Here is a 16,130-nt window from a genome sequence, read left to right as displayed (position 1 = left end):
TATCGTTTCCCCTCGAAACGATCACCGGTTAGTCTCCCCCGGCGCGCATCGGACGCGCACGGGGAGGGGTGGGGACATGGGCGGCACAGTGCCCGGACCGGGCAAGGGCATGAACGCGGCGGCCCAGGCCGTCGCGGCGGTGGTGTTGGTCGGCGGCATCGGCGGCGCGGCATGGGCGTGGGGGGAGACCGGCGGGCAGCCGACCGACCGGGGGCCCGCCACGTGCTCGCACTCGCGGGAGGACCTGCCGGCGGAGTACGTCTCCGGGGCGCAGTTGTGCGAGGCGCTGAACCGTCCCGATCTCCCGGTGCTCCTGGGAACGCCCGGGGAACGCGCGGAGACCGCCTCGGGCAGCGGGGACCGGACGGCCGGCGCCGGCGGCGACCGGACCGCCTCCTCCCAGGCGACCGTCACGCTCAAGAGCCACTCGGTGAAGGTCACCGCCTCGTACGACCGGCTCCCCGTCGCCGGCATGGCCGGGCTGCTGGGGGACACCGCGCGGGAGCAGACGGTCCTCGGGCATCCGGCCGTCCTGTACTCCGACCACACCATCGCCCTCCGGATCAATCTCGGCGGCGCCGGCGGTGGCAGCGGGGGGCCCGGCGGGATCGCCCGCCACCTGCTGGTCGCCCGGGACGCCAAGGACGGCGGCGGCTCCTACGAGTTGGTCGTCTGGCGCCAGGACGACATGGTCCCGGACGAGGCCGCGTTGCTGCGGGTCGCCGAGCAGGTGCTGCCGACGATCCCGGGCTGGACCTCGGGCTGAGCCGGCCGGTCCGCGTGGCGGACGCCGCGATCATTGTGCGGGGCCGGGTGATCACGGACCCTGGAGCTGGACTTCACGGTGGGGGAGTGGGAGAGCCATGTGGAACGGTGACGAGCTGGACCTGGACGCGTACCTGGCGCGCATCGGGATCGGCCTGGGAGACGGCGCTGCACACGGAGACGAGGGCGGGAGCGGGGTGCGGCTCCGGGAACTCCGGCCGGACCTGGAGACGTTGTACGCGGTGCACCGTGCCCACACCGCCGCCATCCCCTTCGAGAGCCTGGACGTCCTGCTCGGCCGCCCCGTCGCGCTGGAGGTCAAGGCCATCGAGGACAAGCTCGTGCACGCCCGCCGGGGCGGGTACTGCTACGAGCAGAACACGCTGCTGGCCGCTGCTCTGGAGCGGATCGGCTTCGAGGTCTCCGGGCGCGGCGCCCGCAACCGCACCCGGGGCGACTCCCTGCTGCCGGTGACCCACGCGGTCCTCGTCGTCACCGTCGAGGGCGAACCGTGGCTCTGCGACGCCGGATTCGGCTACGTGGGCCCGCGTGAGCCCGTGCCGCTCGCACGCCCCGGCGCAGAGGTGCGCCAGGGGGCGTGGACGTACGCCGTGCACGCCGAGGAGGAGGGCCTCCTCGTGCTGCGGGCCCTGCGCGGGGACGTCTGGCGGGACCTGTACGCCTTCTCCCCACAGCGGTACCACCCCGTCGACTACGTCGTGCTCAACCACTACAGCTCCTCGCACCCCCGCTCCGCGTTCCTGGGGCAGACCATCGTCCAGTACCCCGGCGAGGACGTCCGCCTCGCGCTCGTGGGCCGGGAGCTGACCCGTCTGTACCCCGACGGCCGGACCGAGCGGGCGTCCGTGGCCACGGAGGACCTGCTCCCATTGCTGGAGCGGGAGTTCGGCATTCGGCTGTCCGAGCGGGATGCGGCGGAACTGGTGCGGATCCACCGCTCCGGGGACTGACCCCGGCCCCGCCCGGCCCGTACGATGGCGCGGTGCTGGTCAAGTGGATTCGCTGCACGGTGACGGACCGACGCGGGTTCGAGCGTGGGCAGCGCAAATGGGCGGGGCTGCCCGGCGAACCGGGATTCCGGGGGCAGGGCGGCGGCTGGAGCAGGGGCCGGCAGGGGGTGGCTCACGTTTTCGCGTTCTGGGAGAGCCGATCCTTCTACGACTCGTTCATGGCCCGCTCGCACGACAGGCTCGCGGCCTCCCAGAACGGCACCTTCACCGACGCCCGGGTCACGCTCTTCGACCACCGCTTCGACGTGAAGACCGGCTTCGAGCCGCGCTTCAGCGACGCCGACGTGGTCCGGGTCGCCCACACCCGGGTGCGGGAGGGCCGTGACGAACACTTCGCCCGCATGCAGGAGAAGGTGTGGAATCCGGCCATGGCGGGCTCCCCCGGAATGATCCGCGGCCTCTTCGGGGAGGCGCCAGGCCGGGAGTTCCTCGTCCTGTCGATGTGGCTCGCCGCGGCCGAGCACGGCAAGTACCGGCAGGAACGGGTGGAGCGGCTCTCGCTGCGCGCCCAGACCGAAGCCGACGTCGAGGCGCTCACCGGGGACGTCGTGGACCTCGAACCCGCCTGGACGGTATGACCGTACGACGAGCGACGCCCCGACCGGCGTGCCCGTGACGTGTGCCGGTCGGCGGCCGAATAGGGTCGTGGAATGGTACGACCACGGCGCATCGTCCTTGTCCGCCACGGGGAATCGGAGGGGAACGTCGACGACACGGTGTACGAGCGGGAACCCGACCACGCCCTGCGGCTCACCCCGTCCGGCCGCGAGCAGGCCGGCGCGGCCGGGATCCGGCTGCGCGCGCTCTTCGGGGACGAGCACATCAGCGCGTACGTCTCGCCGTACCGCAGGACTCTGCAGACCTTCCGCGAACTGCGGCTGGACCCCGCCCGGGTGCGCATGCGCGAGGAGCCCCGGCTGCGCGAGCAGGACTGGGGCAACTGGCAGGACCGGGACGACGTACGGCTCCAGAAGGCGTACCGGGACGCCTACGGGCACTTCTTCTACCGGTTCGCCCAGGGGGAGTCGGGCGCGGACGTCTACGACCGTGTCGGTTCCTTCCTGGAAAGCCTCTACCGCAGCTTCGAGGCCGCCGACCACCCGGAGAACGTCCTGCTGGTGACGCACGGGCTGACGATGCGGCTCTTCTGCATGCGGTGGTTCCACTGGTCGGTCGCCGAGTTCGAGGCGCTCTCCAACCCCGGGAACGGCGAATTCCGGGTACTGATGCTGGGGCCGGACGGCCGGTACCGGATGGACCGCCCATTTGAGCGGTGGACCACACCCGAGCCTTACGACCTGGACGGCTAAAGTGGCGCGGGATGACCGCTGACTCCACTCCCGAGACGCGCTACGCACGCGCCACGTCCAGCCTCCGAGGCCTGGCCCTGGGGGACGCCCTGGGCTCCCAGTACTTCGTCCCCGTGAACTACCCGCTGCTCAAGCGGCGTGAGCTGCCGCCCGGCAGCGAGCCGTGGCAGTGGACCGACGACACCGAGATGGCCTGCTCGGTGGTGGCCGTGCTTGCCGCGCACGGGCGCATCGACCAGGACGCGCTGGCGGCCTCGTTCGCGGACCACCACGACTTCGACCGCGGCTACGGTCCCGCCGTCAACCGGATGCTGCGTCTCGTCCGGGAGGGCGAGGACTGGCGCACGCTGGCGGCCGAGCTGTTCAACGGTCAAGGCTCCTGGGGCAACGGCGCCGCCATGCGGATCGCGCCCCTGGGCGCCTGGTACGCGGACGACCCCGAGCAGGCCACCCACCAGGCGGAGATTTCCGCCTACACCACCCACCAGCACCGTGAGGCGGTGTGCGGGGCGATGGCCGTGGCCGCCGCGGCCGCGCTGGCGGCCTCGCCGGCCGGCCCGCCGACCGCCGAGGCACTGCTGGACGGGGTCATCGCGCTGGTGCCGCGCAGTGCCGTGGGCGCGGGCGTGCGCCGGGCCCGGGACATGCTGGACTACGGCGACGCGACCACCGTGGCCGCGGTGCTCGGCTGCGGGCGGCGCACCAGCGCCCACGACACGGTGCCGTTCGCGCTGTGGTCGGCGGCGCGGTCGCTCGACGACTACGAGCGGGCGTTCTGGACCACCGCGCAGGTGGGCGGGGACGTGGACACCACCTGCGCGATCGTCGGCGGGGTGCTCGGCGCGCGCGGCGAGGCGGCGCTGCCGCAGGCCTGGCTGGCCCGCACAGAGCCCCTCCCGGAGTGGCTGCCCGGGTCGGCGGGCTGAACCGGCGGTCCGAACCGGCGGTCCGAACCGGCGGGCGTGCCGTCGAGGGGCGTCGCGGACGACGTACGAAGGCCCGGGTGCGGGGGTGGACCCCCGGCCCGGGCTTTCGTACGTACGGTCGTGCGTGCTCAGGCGGCCGGACCGGCTTCGGCGACAGCTCCGTTGAGGGCTTCCAGGTCGCTCTTGCGGACCCGGATCACCAGCAGCGCGGTGGCCAGCGCCAGACCCGCCATGACCACGGCGGCGGCGAAGGCGGTGGAGATGCCCTGGGCGAGGACGAGGTCGCCCCAGGGGTCGGGCAGCCGCCCGGTCTCCTTGAACGCGGCCAGCTGCGCCGGATCGGCCTGCGCCATGAAGGCCGGCACCTGCTTCTCGGCCTCCTCGCGGCCTGCCGTGCCGAAGACGGTGACCAGGATGGACAGGCCGAGCGAACCGCCCACTTGCTGGCTGGCGTTGAGCAGCCCGGAGGCGGCGCCCGCCTCCTTCGGCGCCACTCCGGAGACGGCGGTGAGGGTCAGGGTCACGAAGTTGAGGCCCATGCCGAAGCCGAAGAGCAGCATCGGGCCGAGCACTCCGGACACGTACGAGCTGTCGGTCCGGATGAAGCTGAGCCAGGCGAGCCCGGTTCCGGTGAGCGCGGACCCGGCGACCATGAACGGCTTGGGTCCGAAGCGCGGAAGGAAGCGCTGGGAGAGGCCCGCGGCGCTGATGATGGCGGCGGTCACGGGCAGGAAGCCGATGCCGGACCGGATCGGTGAGAAGTCCAGCACGTTCTGTACGAACTGGACGATGAAGAAGAACATGCCGAACATGGCGGCGGCCAGTCCGAGCATGATCGCGTAGGTGCCGGCCCGGTTGCGGTCGGCGAACATCCGGAGCGGGATGATCGGATCCGCGGCCCGCGACTCGATCACCACGAAGGCGCCGAGCAGGACGAGGGCGGCGATGAAGGAACCGATGGTCAGGGAGTCCCGCCAGCCCTCCTCGGAAGCCCGGATGAACCCGTAGACGAGCGCCGTCATGCCTCCGGTGGAGGTGAAGGCGCCGGCGGCGTCGAAGCGGCCGGGGTGGCGCTCGGACTCGTTGATGAAGAGCGGCGCGAGGACGGCGATGAGTACGCCGATCGGCACGTTGACGAAGAGGACCCACCGCCAGTCGAGCCATTCCGTGAGCATGCCGCCGGCCAGCAGGCCGATCGCGCCGCCGCCCGCCGAGACGGCGGCGAAGACGCCGAAGGCGCGGTTGCGGTCGGGGCCCTCGGCGAAGGTGGTGGTGATCAGGGCGAGCGCGGTCGGCGAGGCGATGGCGCCGCCCACGCCCTGGAGGGCGCGGGCGGCCAGCAGCTGCCAGGGCTCCTGGGCGAATCCGCCGAGCAGGGACGCCAGGGTGAAGAGCAGGATGCCGGTCATGAAGACGCGGCGGCGGCCCAGGATGTCGCCCGCACGGCCGCCGAGCAGCAGCAGGCCGCCGAAGGCCAGCGTGTAGGCGCTGATCACCCAGGAGAGGTCGGTGGTAGAGAAGGAGAGGGCGGTCTGGATGTGCGGGAGCGCGATGTTCACGATCGTCGCGTCGAGGACGACCATGAGCTGGCAGGCCGCGATGACGGCGAGTGCCACCCCCGGACGCCCGGGCCGTCGGGCGGCCCCCGGTATCCGCGGAGCGTCGAGTCTGGTGCTTGTCACTGTGGATCCCCCCGAAGTGAAATAGTGAACGCATTCGTTCACTGCGGGTCCAAGGTAGGAGGCCCCCCGTAGGGAACGCAAGCGTTCACTAGGTTGGGAAATCCGTGCGAGCCGCGCGGGTCGGTCGGAGGTATGGAGCATGACGGGTTCGGGTCGGCCGCAGGGCGTGGCGCCGGGGCGCAGGCGGGGACCGGAGCTCGAACGGGCGATCCTCGACGCGGCGCTGGAGCAGCTCGGCACGGCCGGCTGGGCCTCCCTCACCATGGAGGGCGTCGCGGCCGGGGCGCGCACCGGGAAGGCGGCGCTCTACCGGCGCTGGTCCTCCAAGGCGGACCTCGTCGCCGACGCGCTGCGCGAGGGCCTGCCCGAGCTGGGCGGGATCGCGGACCACGGATCGGTGCGGGAGGACCTGTACCGGTTGTGCGTGCGGATGCGGGACGTCATGGGTTCGCCGGCCGGTGAAGCTCTTCGCGCGATGCTTCACGAATGCGACCCTGCCCATGCTGACCGATTCCGTGCGGTCGTCTGGGGCGGCCTGCACGAGCCGGCGCACCAGCTGATCCGCGAGCTGGTGGACCGCGGAATCAAGCGGGGAGACGTTCGACCGGATGCCACGAGTCCGCTGATCACCGATGTGATTCCGGCGATGCTGATGTACCGGACCAAGCTGTGCGGGAGCGAATGGCCGGACGCGGAAATCGCGGAGATGATCGACGGGCTGATCGTGCCGATGCTCCGGCGCTGAGGTCCGGCGCGGGCCCGCGAGAGGGCGTGCGCACGGGCTCGCCGGGGGCGCGCGCCCGGCCCCGCGGGTCCGGTCCGGCCCGGCTTGCCGCAGGCCGGGGTGTGCAGGCGGCCCGGGGCGGCGTACCCTTGCTGGCGCCATGCCGTACGAAGCACCCACCCACACCGTCGAGCGCTCCCTCCGTGCAACCACCGGCGCCAGGGTCATCGCCGGGGTCGACGAGGTCGGACGAGGAGCCTGGGCCGGTCCCGTCACCGTCTGCGCGGCGATCACCGGTCTGCGCCGGCCGCCCGCGGGGCTCACCGACTCCAAACTGCTCACCCCCAAGCGACGCGACGCGCTGCTCGACGTCCTGGAGGGCTGGGTCACCGCGCACGCCCTGGGGCACGCCTCCCCGGAGGAGATCGACGAACTGGGGATGACCGCCGCCCTGCGGCTGGCGGCGGTGCGCGCGCTGGAGGGCCTGCCGGTGCGGCCCGACGCGGTGATCCTCGACGGCAAGCACGACTATCTCGGCCCGCCCTGGCGGGTTCGCACGGTGATCAAGGGCGATCAGTCCTGCGTCGCCGTTGCCGCGGCCTCGGTGATCGCCAAGGTCCGGCGCGACCGGATGATGGCCGAACTGGGTGAACGGGGCGACGGCATAGAGGATTTCGCCTTCGCCGCCAACGCCGGCTATCCCTCGCCCGTGCACCGGGCCGCACTTGAGGTGCGGGGGCCCACCGTGTACCACCGGCTCTCGTGGTCGTACCTCGACGCGCTGCCCCAGTGGCGTCACTTGAAGAAGGTGCGCCGGAGCGAGGAATCGATGGAGCTGGAAAACGGAGGCCAACTCGGCTTCGATTTCTGATCGCACCCACGTGCCACCCACCGGTACGTTTCGTACCGGTGTTTGATAGATATCAACTCATGCCTCTCACCCCCGCCATCGAGGAGCCTCAGATTCACGAGAGTGCCCAGGGTCCCCGCGTCACGCCGGCCGCGAGCCGCACCGCGCAGACCCCCCGCCCCGTACCTGGTCCGCGTCCCGCAGCCGTTCCCCGGCCCGGGCGCCCCGGTCCCGTCCGGCCCGCCCCGCCCGCGCAGCGCGCGGCACAGGCCACCCCCGGACCCGTTCCCGCAGCCCCCACCGCGCCGTCCGTCTCGGCGGCCGTGCCCCAGGTCCAGCTGATCCCGGCCTCCGCCGAGGGCGCGCTGGACGCGGCCGAGGAGGCCGTGGACCTGCTGCTCGACACCGGGCGCGCGCCCGGCGACATCCTGGTGCTCACCACCGGCGACCCGCACCCGTGGGCCGCGCACGAGCTGTCCTTCGGCGAGGCCTCCTACTGGGCCCAGCACGACGCCAAGGACGACATCTTCTACGCGGACGCGGCGCAGGTGCAGCGTGCCGCGAGCCGTCCCGTCGTGGTCTTCGCGGCCAACGGCGGACCGGCCGGTGCCATTGCCGCCGCGTTGCCGGTCGCGCTGACGCGCGCCGGGGCCCTGCTGATCGTGTGCGGCGACGCACAGCAGATCAACTCCGTGCTGGGTGCGGGCGTCTGACGTCCTGTATCCCCTGCGGGCGAGGGGCGGGGCGGGCCGGGTGCCGGCCCCGCTGAAGTCCTGGGCCTGACCAGCCCCACGTTCTTCCGGGGTTACGGCCGTCTGGCCTGCCCGGCTGCCCGCGCGGCCGCCACCCGACGGGAGCGTGCGCGCACCGCGGGTCCGGCCCGCGGCGCCGGGTGGTGCCGTACGCCCGTTCGTGGGCAGGCCGGGGCGCTACGGCAGACCCGGTCCGCTCTGCGCCCTGCGCGCGGAGGTGGGCCGGCCCGGTGTGGCGAGGCGTCATGAGGGTCCCGGCGCCCGGGCGTTCCGACGTCGGGACCGGCAGGGTCGTCGGGACCGGCCGTGTCGCCGGGAACGACCGGGTTACCGGGACCGGCCGCCCGCTCAGCGGGCGGCGGTACGGCGCAGCGGCTCGGCCGCCCCGCCGGCGGTGCTGAGGGTCAGCGGTGCCGTCTCGGCCGCCAGCGATCCGAGGTGTCCGGGTCTGGTGTCCGAACCGGGGCTTCGCCCGCCGCGGCCTTCGCCCAGGACCTGCCAGCCCCCTCGGGTCAGCGTGATGTAGGCCCCGCAGCGCAGTCCGTGCAGGGTGCAGGCGTCCCGCAGGCCCCACATCCAGGCGCCGTCCTCCTCGGTCCACCGCTCGTCGCCGTCGCGGCAGTACATCAGCACCGCCGTCCTGGCCGGGGTCCGCCGCCGCAGGTCGTGCGGGATGACCCGGCGCAGCCGGGACAACAGGGCGTTGCGGTACTCCCAGCCGTCCGCCGAGTCGGACCGCTGGACGAAGGAGGCGCTCGCCACCAGCCGGTCGTCGGGGCCGAGGACCGCGATGACGGCGGTGGAGGGCGCGGGGCTGTGCCGGGAGTGCAGCCCGCTGACCAACTCGCGCGGATTGCTGAGCAGGGGGATTCCGGCCGCCGTCCACTCGGCGGGTTCGAGCAGCCGGCCGTGACGGCTGGCGCCGCCGGCCGCCGTTGCCAGGGACGTGGTCGAGGTCGGGGCGAATCCGAAGGTCACGGTCCTCCCTTCGGGTACACGCCCGCGAGCGGGCACGGCTGGACTGTGGGCGCGCCGCGGCGCGGCCCTGGAGAGTGCCGTCGAGCCGAGCGGGAGCACTCCGATTCTCGCGTGGTGCGCGAGGGTGGGGCAATGAGCATTTGGAGCCGCAGACCGGAATTCGCCGGTATGCCGTTCATATCCTTGCCCCGCCACGCCGGAGATGACTCATTCGGCTACGGCTGGAGCGCGAGCACCAGCGGAAACACCCCCTTCGCACCCGCCCGGCGGAGCAGCCGGGCGGCCACCGCGAGGGTCCACCCGCTCTCCGCCCGGTCGTCGACGAGGAACACCGGACCCGATGCCTCGGACAGGCTGGCCGCCAGGGCCTGTGGGACGGTCAAGGCCTGGTGGAGCCCCCGGACCCGCTGGGCGCTGTTCGAGGACGGCAGCCCGAACTCCGGTGCCTGATCGGTGTACTCCAGGGCCCCGAGCAGCGGGATCCGTCCGACCTCGGCAATCCGGGCGGCGAGGGAGCCGACCAGCAGGGGGCGGCTCCGCGAGGGCAGCGCGACCACGCCCACGGGCCGGGCGGGGGCGTCCGCCGCGCCGGAGGCCCAACCCCCGGGGCCGCGCGCCCAGTCGGCGAGTACGGCGACCACGGCCTGGGCGACATCGTCCGGAACCGGCTGGTCGGCCGTCTGCGGGGCCAGCATCGGGCGCAGCCGGTTGCCCCACCCGATGTCGGACAGCCTGCCCAGGGCCCGGCCGGTCGAGGCCTGTTCCCCGGCGGGGATCCGGCCCTTGAGGTCGACGCCGACCGCGGCGAGCCCGGTGGGCCACATCTTGCGGGGTTCCAGTTCCACTCCCGGGCGGCTCAGTTCGCCGCGGGCGGTGTCCAGGGCGGTGCCCGAGACGTCCGGGGTGAAGCGGGCACCCGCGCAGTTGTCGCAGCGGCCGCAGGGCGCGGCCTCCTCGTCGTCCAGCTGGCGGCGCAGGAACTCCATCCGGCAGTCGGTGGAGGCGGCGTAGTCCCGCATCGCCTGCTGCTCGGCGGACCTCTGCCGGGCGACCCAGGCGTAGCGCTCGGCGTCGTACACCCACGGTTCGCCGGTGGAGGTCCAGCCGCCCTTGACGCGGTGTACGGCGCCGTCCACGTCGAGGACCTTCAGCATCGTCTCCAGGCGGGTGCGGCGCAGGTCGACGAGCGGTTCCAGGGCGGGCAGGGACAGGGGGCGGCCCGCCTGGGCCAGGACGTCCAGAGTGCGGCGGACCTGTTCCTCCGGCGGGAAGGCGACGGAGGCGAAGTACTGCCAGATCGCCTCGTCCTCGCGGCCGGGCAGCAGGAGCACCTCGGCGTGCTCCACACCGCGGCCCGCACGGCCGACCTGCTGGTAGTAGGCGATGGGGGAGGAGGGAGATCCCAGGTGCACGACGAAGCCGAGGTCGGGCTTGTCGAAGCCCATCCCGAGGGCGGAGGTGGCCACGAGGGCCTTGACGCGGTTGGCTTGGAGGTCGTTCTCCGCCTGCTCGCGGTCGGCGTTCTCGGTCTTTCCGGTGTATGAGGAGACGGTGTGGCCGCGGTGGCGGAGGTAGGCGGTGACCTCCTCGGCGGCGGCCACCGTCAGCGTGTAGATGATTCCGGAGCCCGGCAGGTCGGTGAGGTGGTCGGCGAGCCAGGCGAGCCGGTGAGCGGCGTCGGGGAGGGACAGCACGGCCAGGCTCAGGCTCTCGCGGTCCAGCGGGCCGCGCAGTACGAGGGCGTCCGTACCGGCTCCGGTGCCGAGTTGTTCGGCGACGTCCGCCGTCACCCGGGCGTTGGCGGTGGCGGTCGTCGCGAGGACCGGGACCCCCGGCGGGAGATCGGCCAGCATGGTGCGCAGCCGGCGGTAGTCGGGGCGGAAGTCGTGCCCCCAGTCGGAGATGCAGTGGGCCTCGTCGACCACCAGGAGGCCGGTGGCGGCCGCGAGCTTGGGGAGCACCTGGTCGCGGAAGTCGGGGTTGTTGAGGCGTTCGGGGCTGACCAGGAGGACGTCGACCTCGCCCGCGGCGACCTCGGCCTGGATGCCCTCCCACTCCTCCGGATTGGCGGAGTTGATGGTGCGGGCGCGGATCCCGGCCCGGGCGGCGGCTTCGACCTGATTGCGCATCAGTGCGAGCAGCGGGGAGACGATGACGGTGGGTCCGGCGCCGCCCGCCCGCAGCAGGGAGGTGGCCACGAAGTACACGGCGGATTTGCCCCACCCCGTGCGCTGGACGACCAGGGCCCGCCGCTTGTGCGCGACGAGGGCTTCGATCGCCCGCCACTGGTCCTCGCGCAGCCGTGCGGTGCCCGTGGGGTCGCCCACGAGGCGGGCGAGTACGGAATCTGCGGAGGACCTCAGGTCTGCGTTCATACCCCCATGCAACCCGATGGTTCTGACATCGCGCCAATGACGCTCTCAACCTGTGGATGTTGAATATTCAAACGAGTTATCCACAGGGGTTTCGCGATCGGTCCGCACACGGGACCGTCGAGCCATGACGACGAACCACGAATCTCGCAGTCAGTCCGACCGACCCTCCATCAGCCCCTCCGGAACCCCCGAGGCATCCCGGATCACCTTACGCAGCCCCGCCGAACTGGCCGACGCGCTGCCCTACATGCTCGGATTCCATCCGACCGACTCCCTCGTCATGGTCGCCGTGCACGGCGAGGGCGGACGCTTCGGTGGACGTCTGCGCGTCGGAATCCCCTCCACGCCCGCCGAATGGGAGGACACCGCCCGGCAGGTCGCCGAATGCCTCGTGCGGGGCAGCGAGCGGCGCGGCGGCAAGCCGGACGGCATCGTGGTCTTCCTGTGCCAGGACCCGGGGGCCGGGGAGAGCGGACAGCGGGTGATGACCCGGCTGCGGCCGCTCGCCCAGCGGGTGCGCCTCGCCTGCGGCGCCCTGGACGTGCCGGTCCTGGAGGCCCTGTGCCTCTCCGGCGGCCGCTACTGGTCCTACACCTGTGAAGACTCCGGCTGCTGCCCGGCCGAGGGCAACCCGCTCGCCCCGCCGGGCACCTCGGTCATGGCCGCGGCGGCGACCTTCGCCGGACTCCAGGTCCGGGGCTCGCTGAAGGAGATCGAAAGCCGGCTCACGCCCCTTGCCGGAGCCGGGGCCGCGGAGCAGGAGGAGGCCCTCGACCGGGCGGCCGTCGCCCTCGTCCCGAAGATCCTCGACGGGGCCACCCGCCAGGAGGTCGGAGCGGAGACCATCACCCTCGCCAAGACCCTGATGCGCCGCCTGACCCTCGCGCCGCCCGTCGAAGGCGGTCCGCGCGCCGACGACTGGGACGACGCCCTCCTCGGGCACGACGAGGCCGCCGCCGTGATCCTCGGCCTCCAGGACCGCGAGATCCGCGACATCGCCGCCGAGTGGATGGAGGGGGACGAAGCCGCCCCCGCCCTGCGCCTGTGGCGGGCCCTGGCCCGGCGCTGCGTCGGCGCGTACGGAGAACACGCGGCGGCGCCGCTCACCCTGGCCGGCTGGGTCTCCTGGTCCGGCGGGGACGAGCCGACCGCACGCATCGCCCTCACGCTCGCCCTGCGGGCCGACTCCGAGTACCGCTTCGCCCAACTGCTCCACCACGCGTGCAACGAGGGCATCGACCCCGAAGGGCTGCGGCAGTGCCTGCGGGAGGAACGCCGACGCCGCGAACCCCGCCGCAAGCGCTCCGCCGCCACCACCCGTCCGCCCGGCCGCCGGGACGGAAAGCGGCGTCGTCCGACCCGCCGCCCCGAAGGGAGCGGCCAGTGAGCCCGCGCCGAAGCCCCGGCGGCCGGAGTCCCGTACGGCGGCATCAGGACCACGGTCCCGTACGGCGCCTCTGGAGCGCGGCGGGCACTGCATTACGACGTCGGGGCGACACCCCGTGCGGGCAGCCACCACCGGGGCCCGTGACCCGGGCGGGGGTGAGGGCGTTCAGCTGGGGGGAGGTGGGCGCCCGGCCGCGCCACCGCCCAGCGGAACCGGCCGGAGCGCAGAGAAGGCGGCACATGGCTCCCCCCGTACCTGAAACCGACCCGCCCGGGCCCCCTGCGCCCACCGCCCCGGGGCACCGCACCGCAGTGGCCACCGAGGGCGGGCCCGATTCCCCCTCCAGGAGCTACGGGATCGGGCCGGGCGGACCGCCCTACGGTCGGCCGGCGGTCGAGGCGGTGCTGGAGCGGGTGCCCGCGGGGTCCACGGACCGACAGGCCGATGCCCCCGTCCGCCCCGAGCCGGAGGCACGGCCGGCAGGACCGCCCCCGCCGCGGCAGCCCGCTGTGGGGCCCGCGCGCCGGCCCGAGCTGCCACCGGTGCACGGTGCCGTCATCTGCGTCGCCGCGCCCTGCCTGGTCATCTCTCCCGAGCACGGCCAGCTGACCGGGCGGGGCATCGACGGCATCTACCGCGCGGGGCGGCGCCTGCTGTCACGCTGCGTCCTGCGCGTCGGCGGTCGGGATCCGGTCGCCGTCCAAGCGCGCAGCCTCTCCGCCGACCGGGCCTCCTTCACCGCGACCGTCCGCACCGGCATCGAGGCAGGCCCCGACCCCGACATCGGAGTCGAGCGCGTCCGCCACGCCGACGGCACCGAGCGCATCACCCTGCGCAGCTTCGCCGCCCGCCCGCTGCGCCTCCCCGTGGAGGTCTCCCTCGGCACCGACCTGGCCGAGCTCGCCGCCGTGGCGGCCGGCCGGGCCGGACCGGAACTCGCCGCCGGGGTGCACGCCGCCGGACTGCGCTGGAGCACCGGCGACGCCCTCGCCGTCACCACCGCCGAACCGGCCCCCGACGACGCCCTCGCCTCGGCCGGACTGCTGCGCTGGCAGCTCGACCTGGAACCGGGGGAGTCCCGCAGCATCGAACTGCGGACCACGCGCGACCGATCGACCCGGGCTCCCGCCGGACAGGTCGCGAACCCGTTCTCCGCCGCTCGCGCCGAGGGGGACGACCCGAGGGCCGACGCCTGGTTCCGGACCAGCCTCGACGACCTGCGCGCACTGCTCCTGAGGGACCCCGAGGCACCCGCGGACGCCTTCGCGGCGGCCGGAGTGCCCTGGCGGCTCGGGCTGGCCCCCGCCGAGTCGCTGTGGGCCGCGCGGATGGCGCTCCCGCTCGGTACCGGGCTGGCCGCCGCCACCCTGCGGACCCTGGCCCGGAGCCAGACCGGGGGCCGTGGCCCGGAAGCGGGGAAGCTCCCGGGACCGCTGCGCGCCGCCGGACCGCAGCTCCCGCCGGGGTGCACCGGCACCGAGGCGACCCTCGGCTTCCCGGCGGTGCTCGCCGAAGCGCGCAGATGGGGGCTGCCGGAGGAGGAAGTGGCCCGGCTGCTGCCCGCCGCGGAGCGCTGCCTGGGCTGGCTGCGCGGCGCGCTCGGAGAGGACGGCTTCCTGGCCGACCCCGATCCCGGGCCGCGGCGCTGCGAGACCCAGGCCCACGCGCACCGCGCCGCGTTGCTCGGCGCCGATCTGCTCGCCGACTGCGGACGGCCCGGAGCCGCGGAATGGCGGGAGTGGGCCGCCGCCCTGCGGGACCGGTTCCGGGACCGGTTCTGGATCGACGGCCCGGACGGAGGCCGCCCCGCCGCGGCACTGCACCCCGACGGCCGTCCGCTGCCCCGGCTGACCGGGGCCGCCGCGCACCTGCTGGACACCGGCCTGCTGGGCGGCGGGGAGTTCGCACCCGGCCTGCTGGATCCCGTCCGGACCGAACACCTCGCCCGGTTGCTCGGAGCCCCGGCCATGGATTCCGGATGGGGGCTGCGCAGCATGGCCGCGCGCGAACCGGGACACAACCCCTTCGGGCACCGGTCCGGAGCGGTCAGGGCCCACGAGAGCGCCCTCGCCGTGGCCGGGCTCGCCCAGGCCGGCTTCGACAAGGAGGCCGCGGGGTTGCTGCGGGGGCTGCTCGACGCGGCGGAGTCCTTCGGGTACCGCCTGCCCGAGATGTACGCGGCCGAGCAGCGCACGGCCGGCAGCGCCCCGCTCCCGCACCCCGCGGCCTGCAGGCCCGCGGCGGTGGCCGCCGCCGCGGGGATCCACGCCCTCACCGCGCTCGCGGGCATCCGCCCGGACGCCCCGGCGGCTACCGTCGCCGTCACTCCACGGGCGGGCGCTCCCCTCGGCGCACTGCGCCTCTCCGGCCTGAGGGTGTCGGAGGAACCGTTCGCCGTCCGGATCAGCCGCCTCGGCGTCGGCATGGTGGAGGAGGCGGCCGATGGGCTCCAACTGCGGGGCTAGCCCCGCGCGACCGTCCGGGGTGGTCGCGAAGATCCGGTCTGGGTTCCAGATCACCGTCTCCGGGATCACCAAAGCTCTGTTTATCGTCAGGCAGACGACTATGATCGCGGCATGTCGCCCTACGACCCGTCGGCCTTTCCGCCCTTCGCCGTCACCGTCGACCTGGTCGTGCTCACCGTGCGGCGCCACGCGCTCTGCGCGTTGGTCGTCCGACGGGGTGAGCAGCCGTTCCAGGGCCGCTGGGCGCTRCCCGGCGGATTCGTCCGCGGGGACGAGGACCTGGGGGCGGCCGCTGCCAGGGAACTCGCCGAGGAGACGGGCCTGTGCGCGCACGACCCGGCCGCGCCCGGCGTGGACAACGGCGCCCATCTCGAACAGCTCGCCACCTACGGGGACCCGCAGCGCGACCCCCGGATGCGGGTCGTCAGCGTGGCACACCTGGTCCTCGCCCCCGACCTGCCGGCGCCCCGGGCCGGCGGGGACGCCAACGGCGCCCGCTGGGCGCCCGTCGACGAACTGCTGGAGGGCGCCGACCAGGCCTCCACCGGGCTGGCCTTCGACCACGCGCGGATCCTCGCCGACGGTGTGGAGCGGGCCCGCTCGAAGATCGAGTACTCCTCCCTGGCCACCGCCTTCTGCCCGCCGGAGTTCACCGTCGGAGAGCTGCGCCGGGTGTACGAGGCGGTGTGGGGGGTGGCGCTGGACCCCCGCAACTTCCACCGCAAGGTCACCGGCACCCCCGGGTTCCTGGTGCCGGCCGGAGGGACGACGACCCGTCAGGGCGGTCGGCCGGCCCAGTTGTTCAGGGCGGGCGGGGCGACCCTGCTCAACCCGCCGATGCTGCGGCCGGAAGTCTGATCCTCCCCTGGGAGGCCTCTGCCGTCC

The 16,130-nt window shown here is 73.9% G+C and carries 14 protein-coding genes; 11 read left to right on the top strand and 3 right to left on the bottom strand.

Annotated features, from left to right (window positions below):
* The first annotated feature begins 76 nt into the window (after nucleotides 1–76).
* The 5 genes from AB4039_RS13340 (at nucleotide 77) to AB4039_RS13320 (ending at nucleotide 4,032) form a co-directional block, all read left to right on the top strand.
* Nucleotides 77–766, top strand: coding sequence for a DUF6215 domain-containing protein (locus AB4039_RS13340; RefSeq protein ID WP_442270801.1), 690 nt, complete (start codon nucleotides 77–79; stop codon nucleotides 764–766).
* Nucleotides 767–863: 97 nt separating this feature from the next.
* Complete coding sequence (locus AB4039_RS13335; protein ID WP_266842823.1) at nucleotides 864–1,736, top strand: arylamine N-acetyltransferase; 873 nt, start codon at nucleotides 864–866, stop codon at nucleotides 1,734–1,736.
* A 32-nt stretch (nucleotides 1,737–1,768) separates the two neighbouring features.
* Nucleotides 1,769–2,374 (top strand): YdbC family protein, encoded by a 606-nt coding sequence (locus AB4039_RS13330; RefSeq protein ID WP_030239584.1) that lies wholly within the window; start codon nucleotides 1,769–1,771, stop codon nucleotides 2,372–2,374.
* 72 nt (nucleotides 2,375–2,446) lie between these two features.
* Complete coding sequence (locus AB4039_RS13325) at nucleotides 2,447–3,106, top strand: histidine phosphatase family protein (RefSeq protein WP_266842826.1); 660 nt, start codon at nucleotides 2,447–2,449, stop codon at nucleotides 3,104–3,106.
* Nucleotides 3,107–3,117: 11 nt separating this feature from the next.
* Nucleotides 3,118–4,032: an ADP-ribosylglycohydrolase family protein gene (locus AB4039_RS13320; protein ID WP_266842828.1), complete on the top strand. Its 915-nt coding sequence runs from the start codon at nucleotides 3,118–3,120 to the stop codon at nucleotides 4,030–4,032.
* A 128-nt stretch (nucleotides 4,033–4,160) separates the two neighbouring features.
* On the opposite strand, the gene AB4039_RS13315 is transcribed toward AB4039_RS13320, so the two are convergent.
* A complete protein-coding gene (locus AB4039_RS13315) occupies nucleotides 4,161–5,714 on the bottom strand; it encodes an MFS transporter (protein WP_266842830.1) in 1,554 nt (517 codons plus the stop codon).
* A 139-nt stretch (nucleotides 5,715–5,853) separates the two neighbouring features.
* Between AB4039_RS13315 and AB4039_RS13310 the strand changes: the two genes are divergently transcribed.
* From AB4039_RS13310 to AB4039_RS13300, 3 genes are all read left to right on the top strand, one after another.
* Nucleotides 5,854–6,459: a TetR/AcrR family transcriptional regulator gene (locus tag AB4039_RS13310; RefSeq protein ID WP_442270800.1), complete on the top strand. Its 606-nt coding sequence runs from the start codon at nucleotides 5,854–5,856 to the stop codon at nucleotides 6,457–6,459.
* Nucleotides 6,460–6,598: 139 nt separating this feature from the next.
* On the top strand, nucleotides 6,599–7,309 hold the full coding sequence (locus tag AB4039_RS13305) for a ribonuclease HII (protein WP_442270799.1): 711 nt from the start codon (nucleotides 6,599–6,601) through the stop codon (nucleotides 7,307–7,309).
* 59 nt (nucleotides 7,310–7,368) lie between these two features.
* A complete protein-coding gene (locus AB4039_RS13300) occupies nucleotides 7,369–8,001 on the top strand; it encodes a hypothetical protein (protein ID WP_266842836.1) in 633 nt (210 codons plus the stop codon).
* 387 nt (nucleotides 8,002–8,388) lie between these two features.
* Here the strand turns inward: AB4039_RS13300 and AB4039_RS13295 are convergent, their stop codons facing one another.
* Both AB4039_RS13295 and AB4039_RS13290 read right to left on the bottom strand, forming a co-directional pair.
* On the bottom strand, nucleotides 8,389–9,018 hold the full coding sequence (locus AB4039_RS13295; RefSeq protein WP_266842838.1) for a hypothetical protein: 630 nt from the start codon (nucleotides 9,016–9,018) through the stop codon (nucleotides 8,389–8,391).
* 215 nt (nucleotides 9,019–9,233) lie between these two features.
* Entirely contained in the window at nucleotides 9,234–11,393 is a 2,160-nt protein-coding gene (locus AB4039_RS13290) for a RecQ family ATP-dependent DNA helicase (RefSeq protein WP_266842840.1), read from the bottom strand.
* Between the two features lie 124 nt (nucleotides 11,394–11,517).
* On the opposite strand from AB4039_RS13290, the gene AB4039_RS13285 reads away from it, so the two are divergent.
* The 3 genes from AB4039_RS13285 (at nucleotide 11,518) to AB4039_RS13275 (ending at nucleotide 16,103) form a co-directional block, all read left to right on the top strand.
* A complete protein-coding gene (locus tag AB4039_RS13285) occupies nucleotides 11,518–12,780 on the top strand; it encodes a DUF4192 domain-containing protein (RefSeq protein WP_266842842.1) in 1,263 nt (420 codons plus the stop codon).
* A gap of 542 nt (nucleotides 12,781–13,322) precedes the next feature.
* Entirely contained in the window at nucleotides 13,323–15,245 is a 1,923-nt protein-coding gene (locus AB4039_RS13280) for a glycogen debranching N-terminal domain-containing protein (protein ID WP_442270798.1), read from the top strand.
* A gap of 111 nt (nucleotides 15,246–15,356) precedes the next feature.
* The gene (locus AB4039_RS13275; protein ID WP_266842846.1) at nucleotides 15,357–16,103 is read left to right on the top strand and encodes an NUDIX domain-containing protein; all 747 of its coding nucleotides are present in this window, start codon (nucleotides 15,357–15,359) and stop codon (nucleotides 16,101–16,103) included.
* The last annotated feature ends 27 nt before the right edge of the window (nucleotides 16,104–16,130 follow it).

Origin of the sequence: Streptomyces sp. M-16, assembly GCF_052114405.1 — a bacterium.
Taxonomy (GTDB): domain Bacteria; phylum Actinomycetota; class Actinomycetes; order Streptomycetales; family Streptomycetaceae; genus Streptomyces.
Note: the sequence above shows the minus strand (reverse complement) of the source record. Positions and strands in the feature narration are given on the sequence as shown.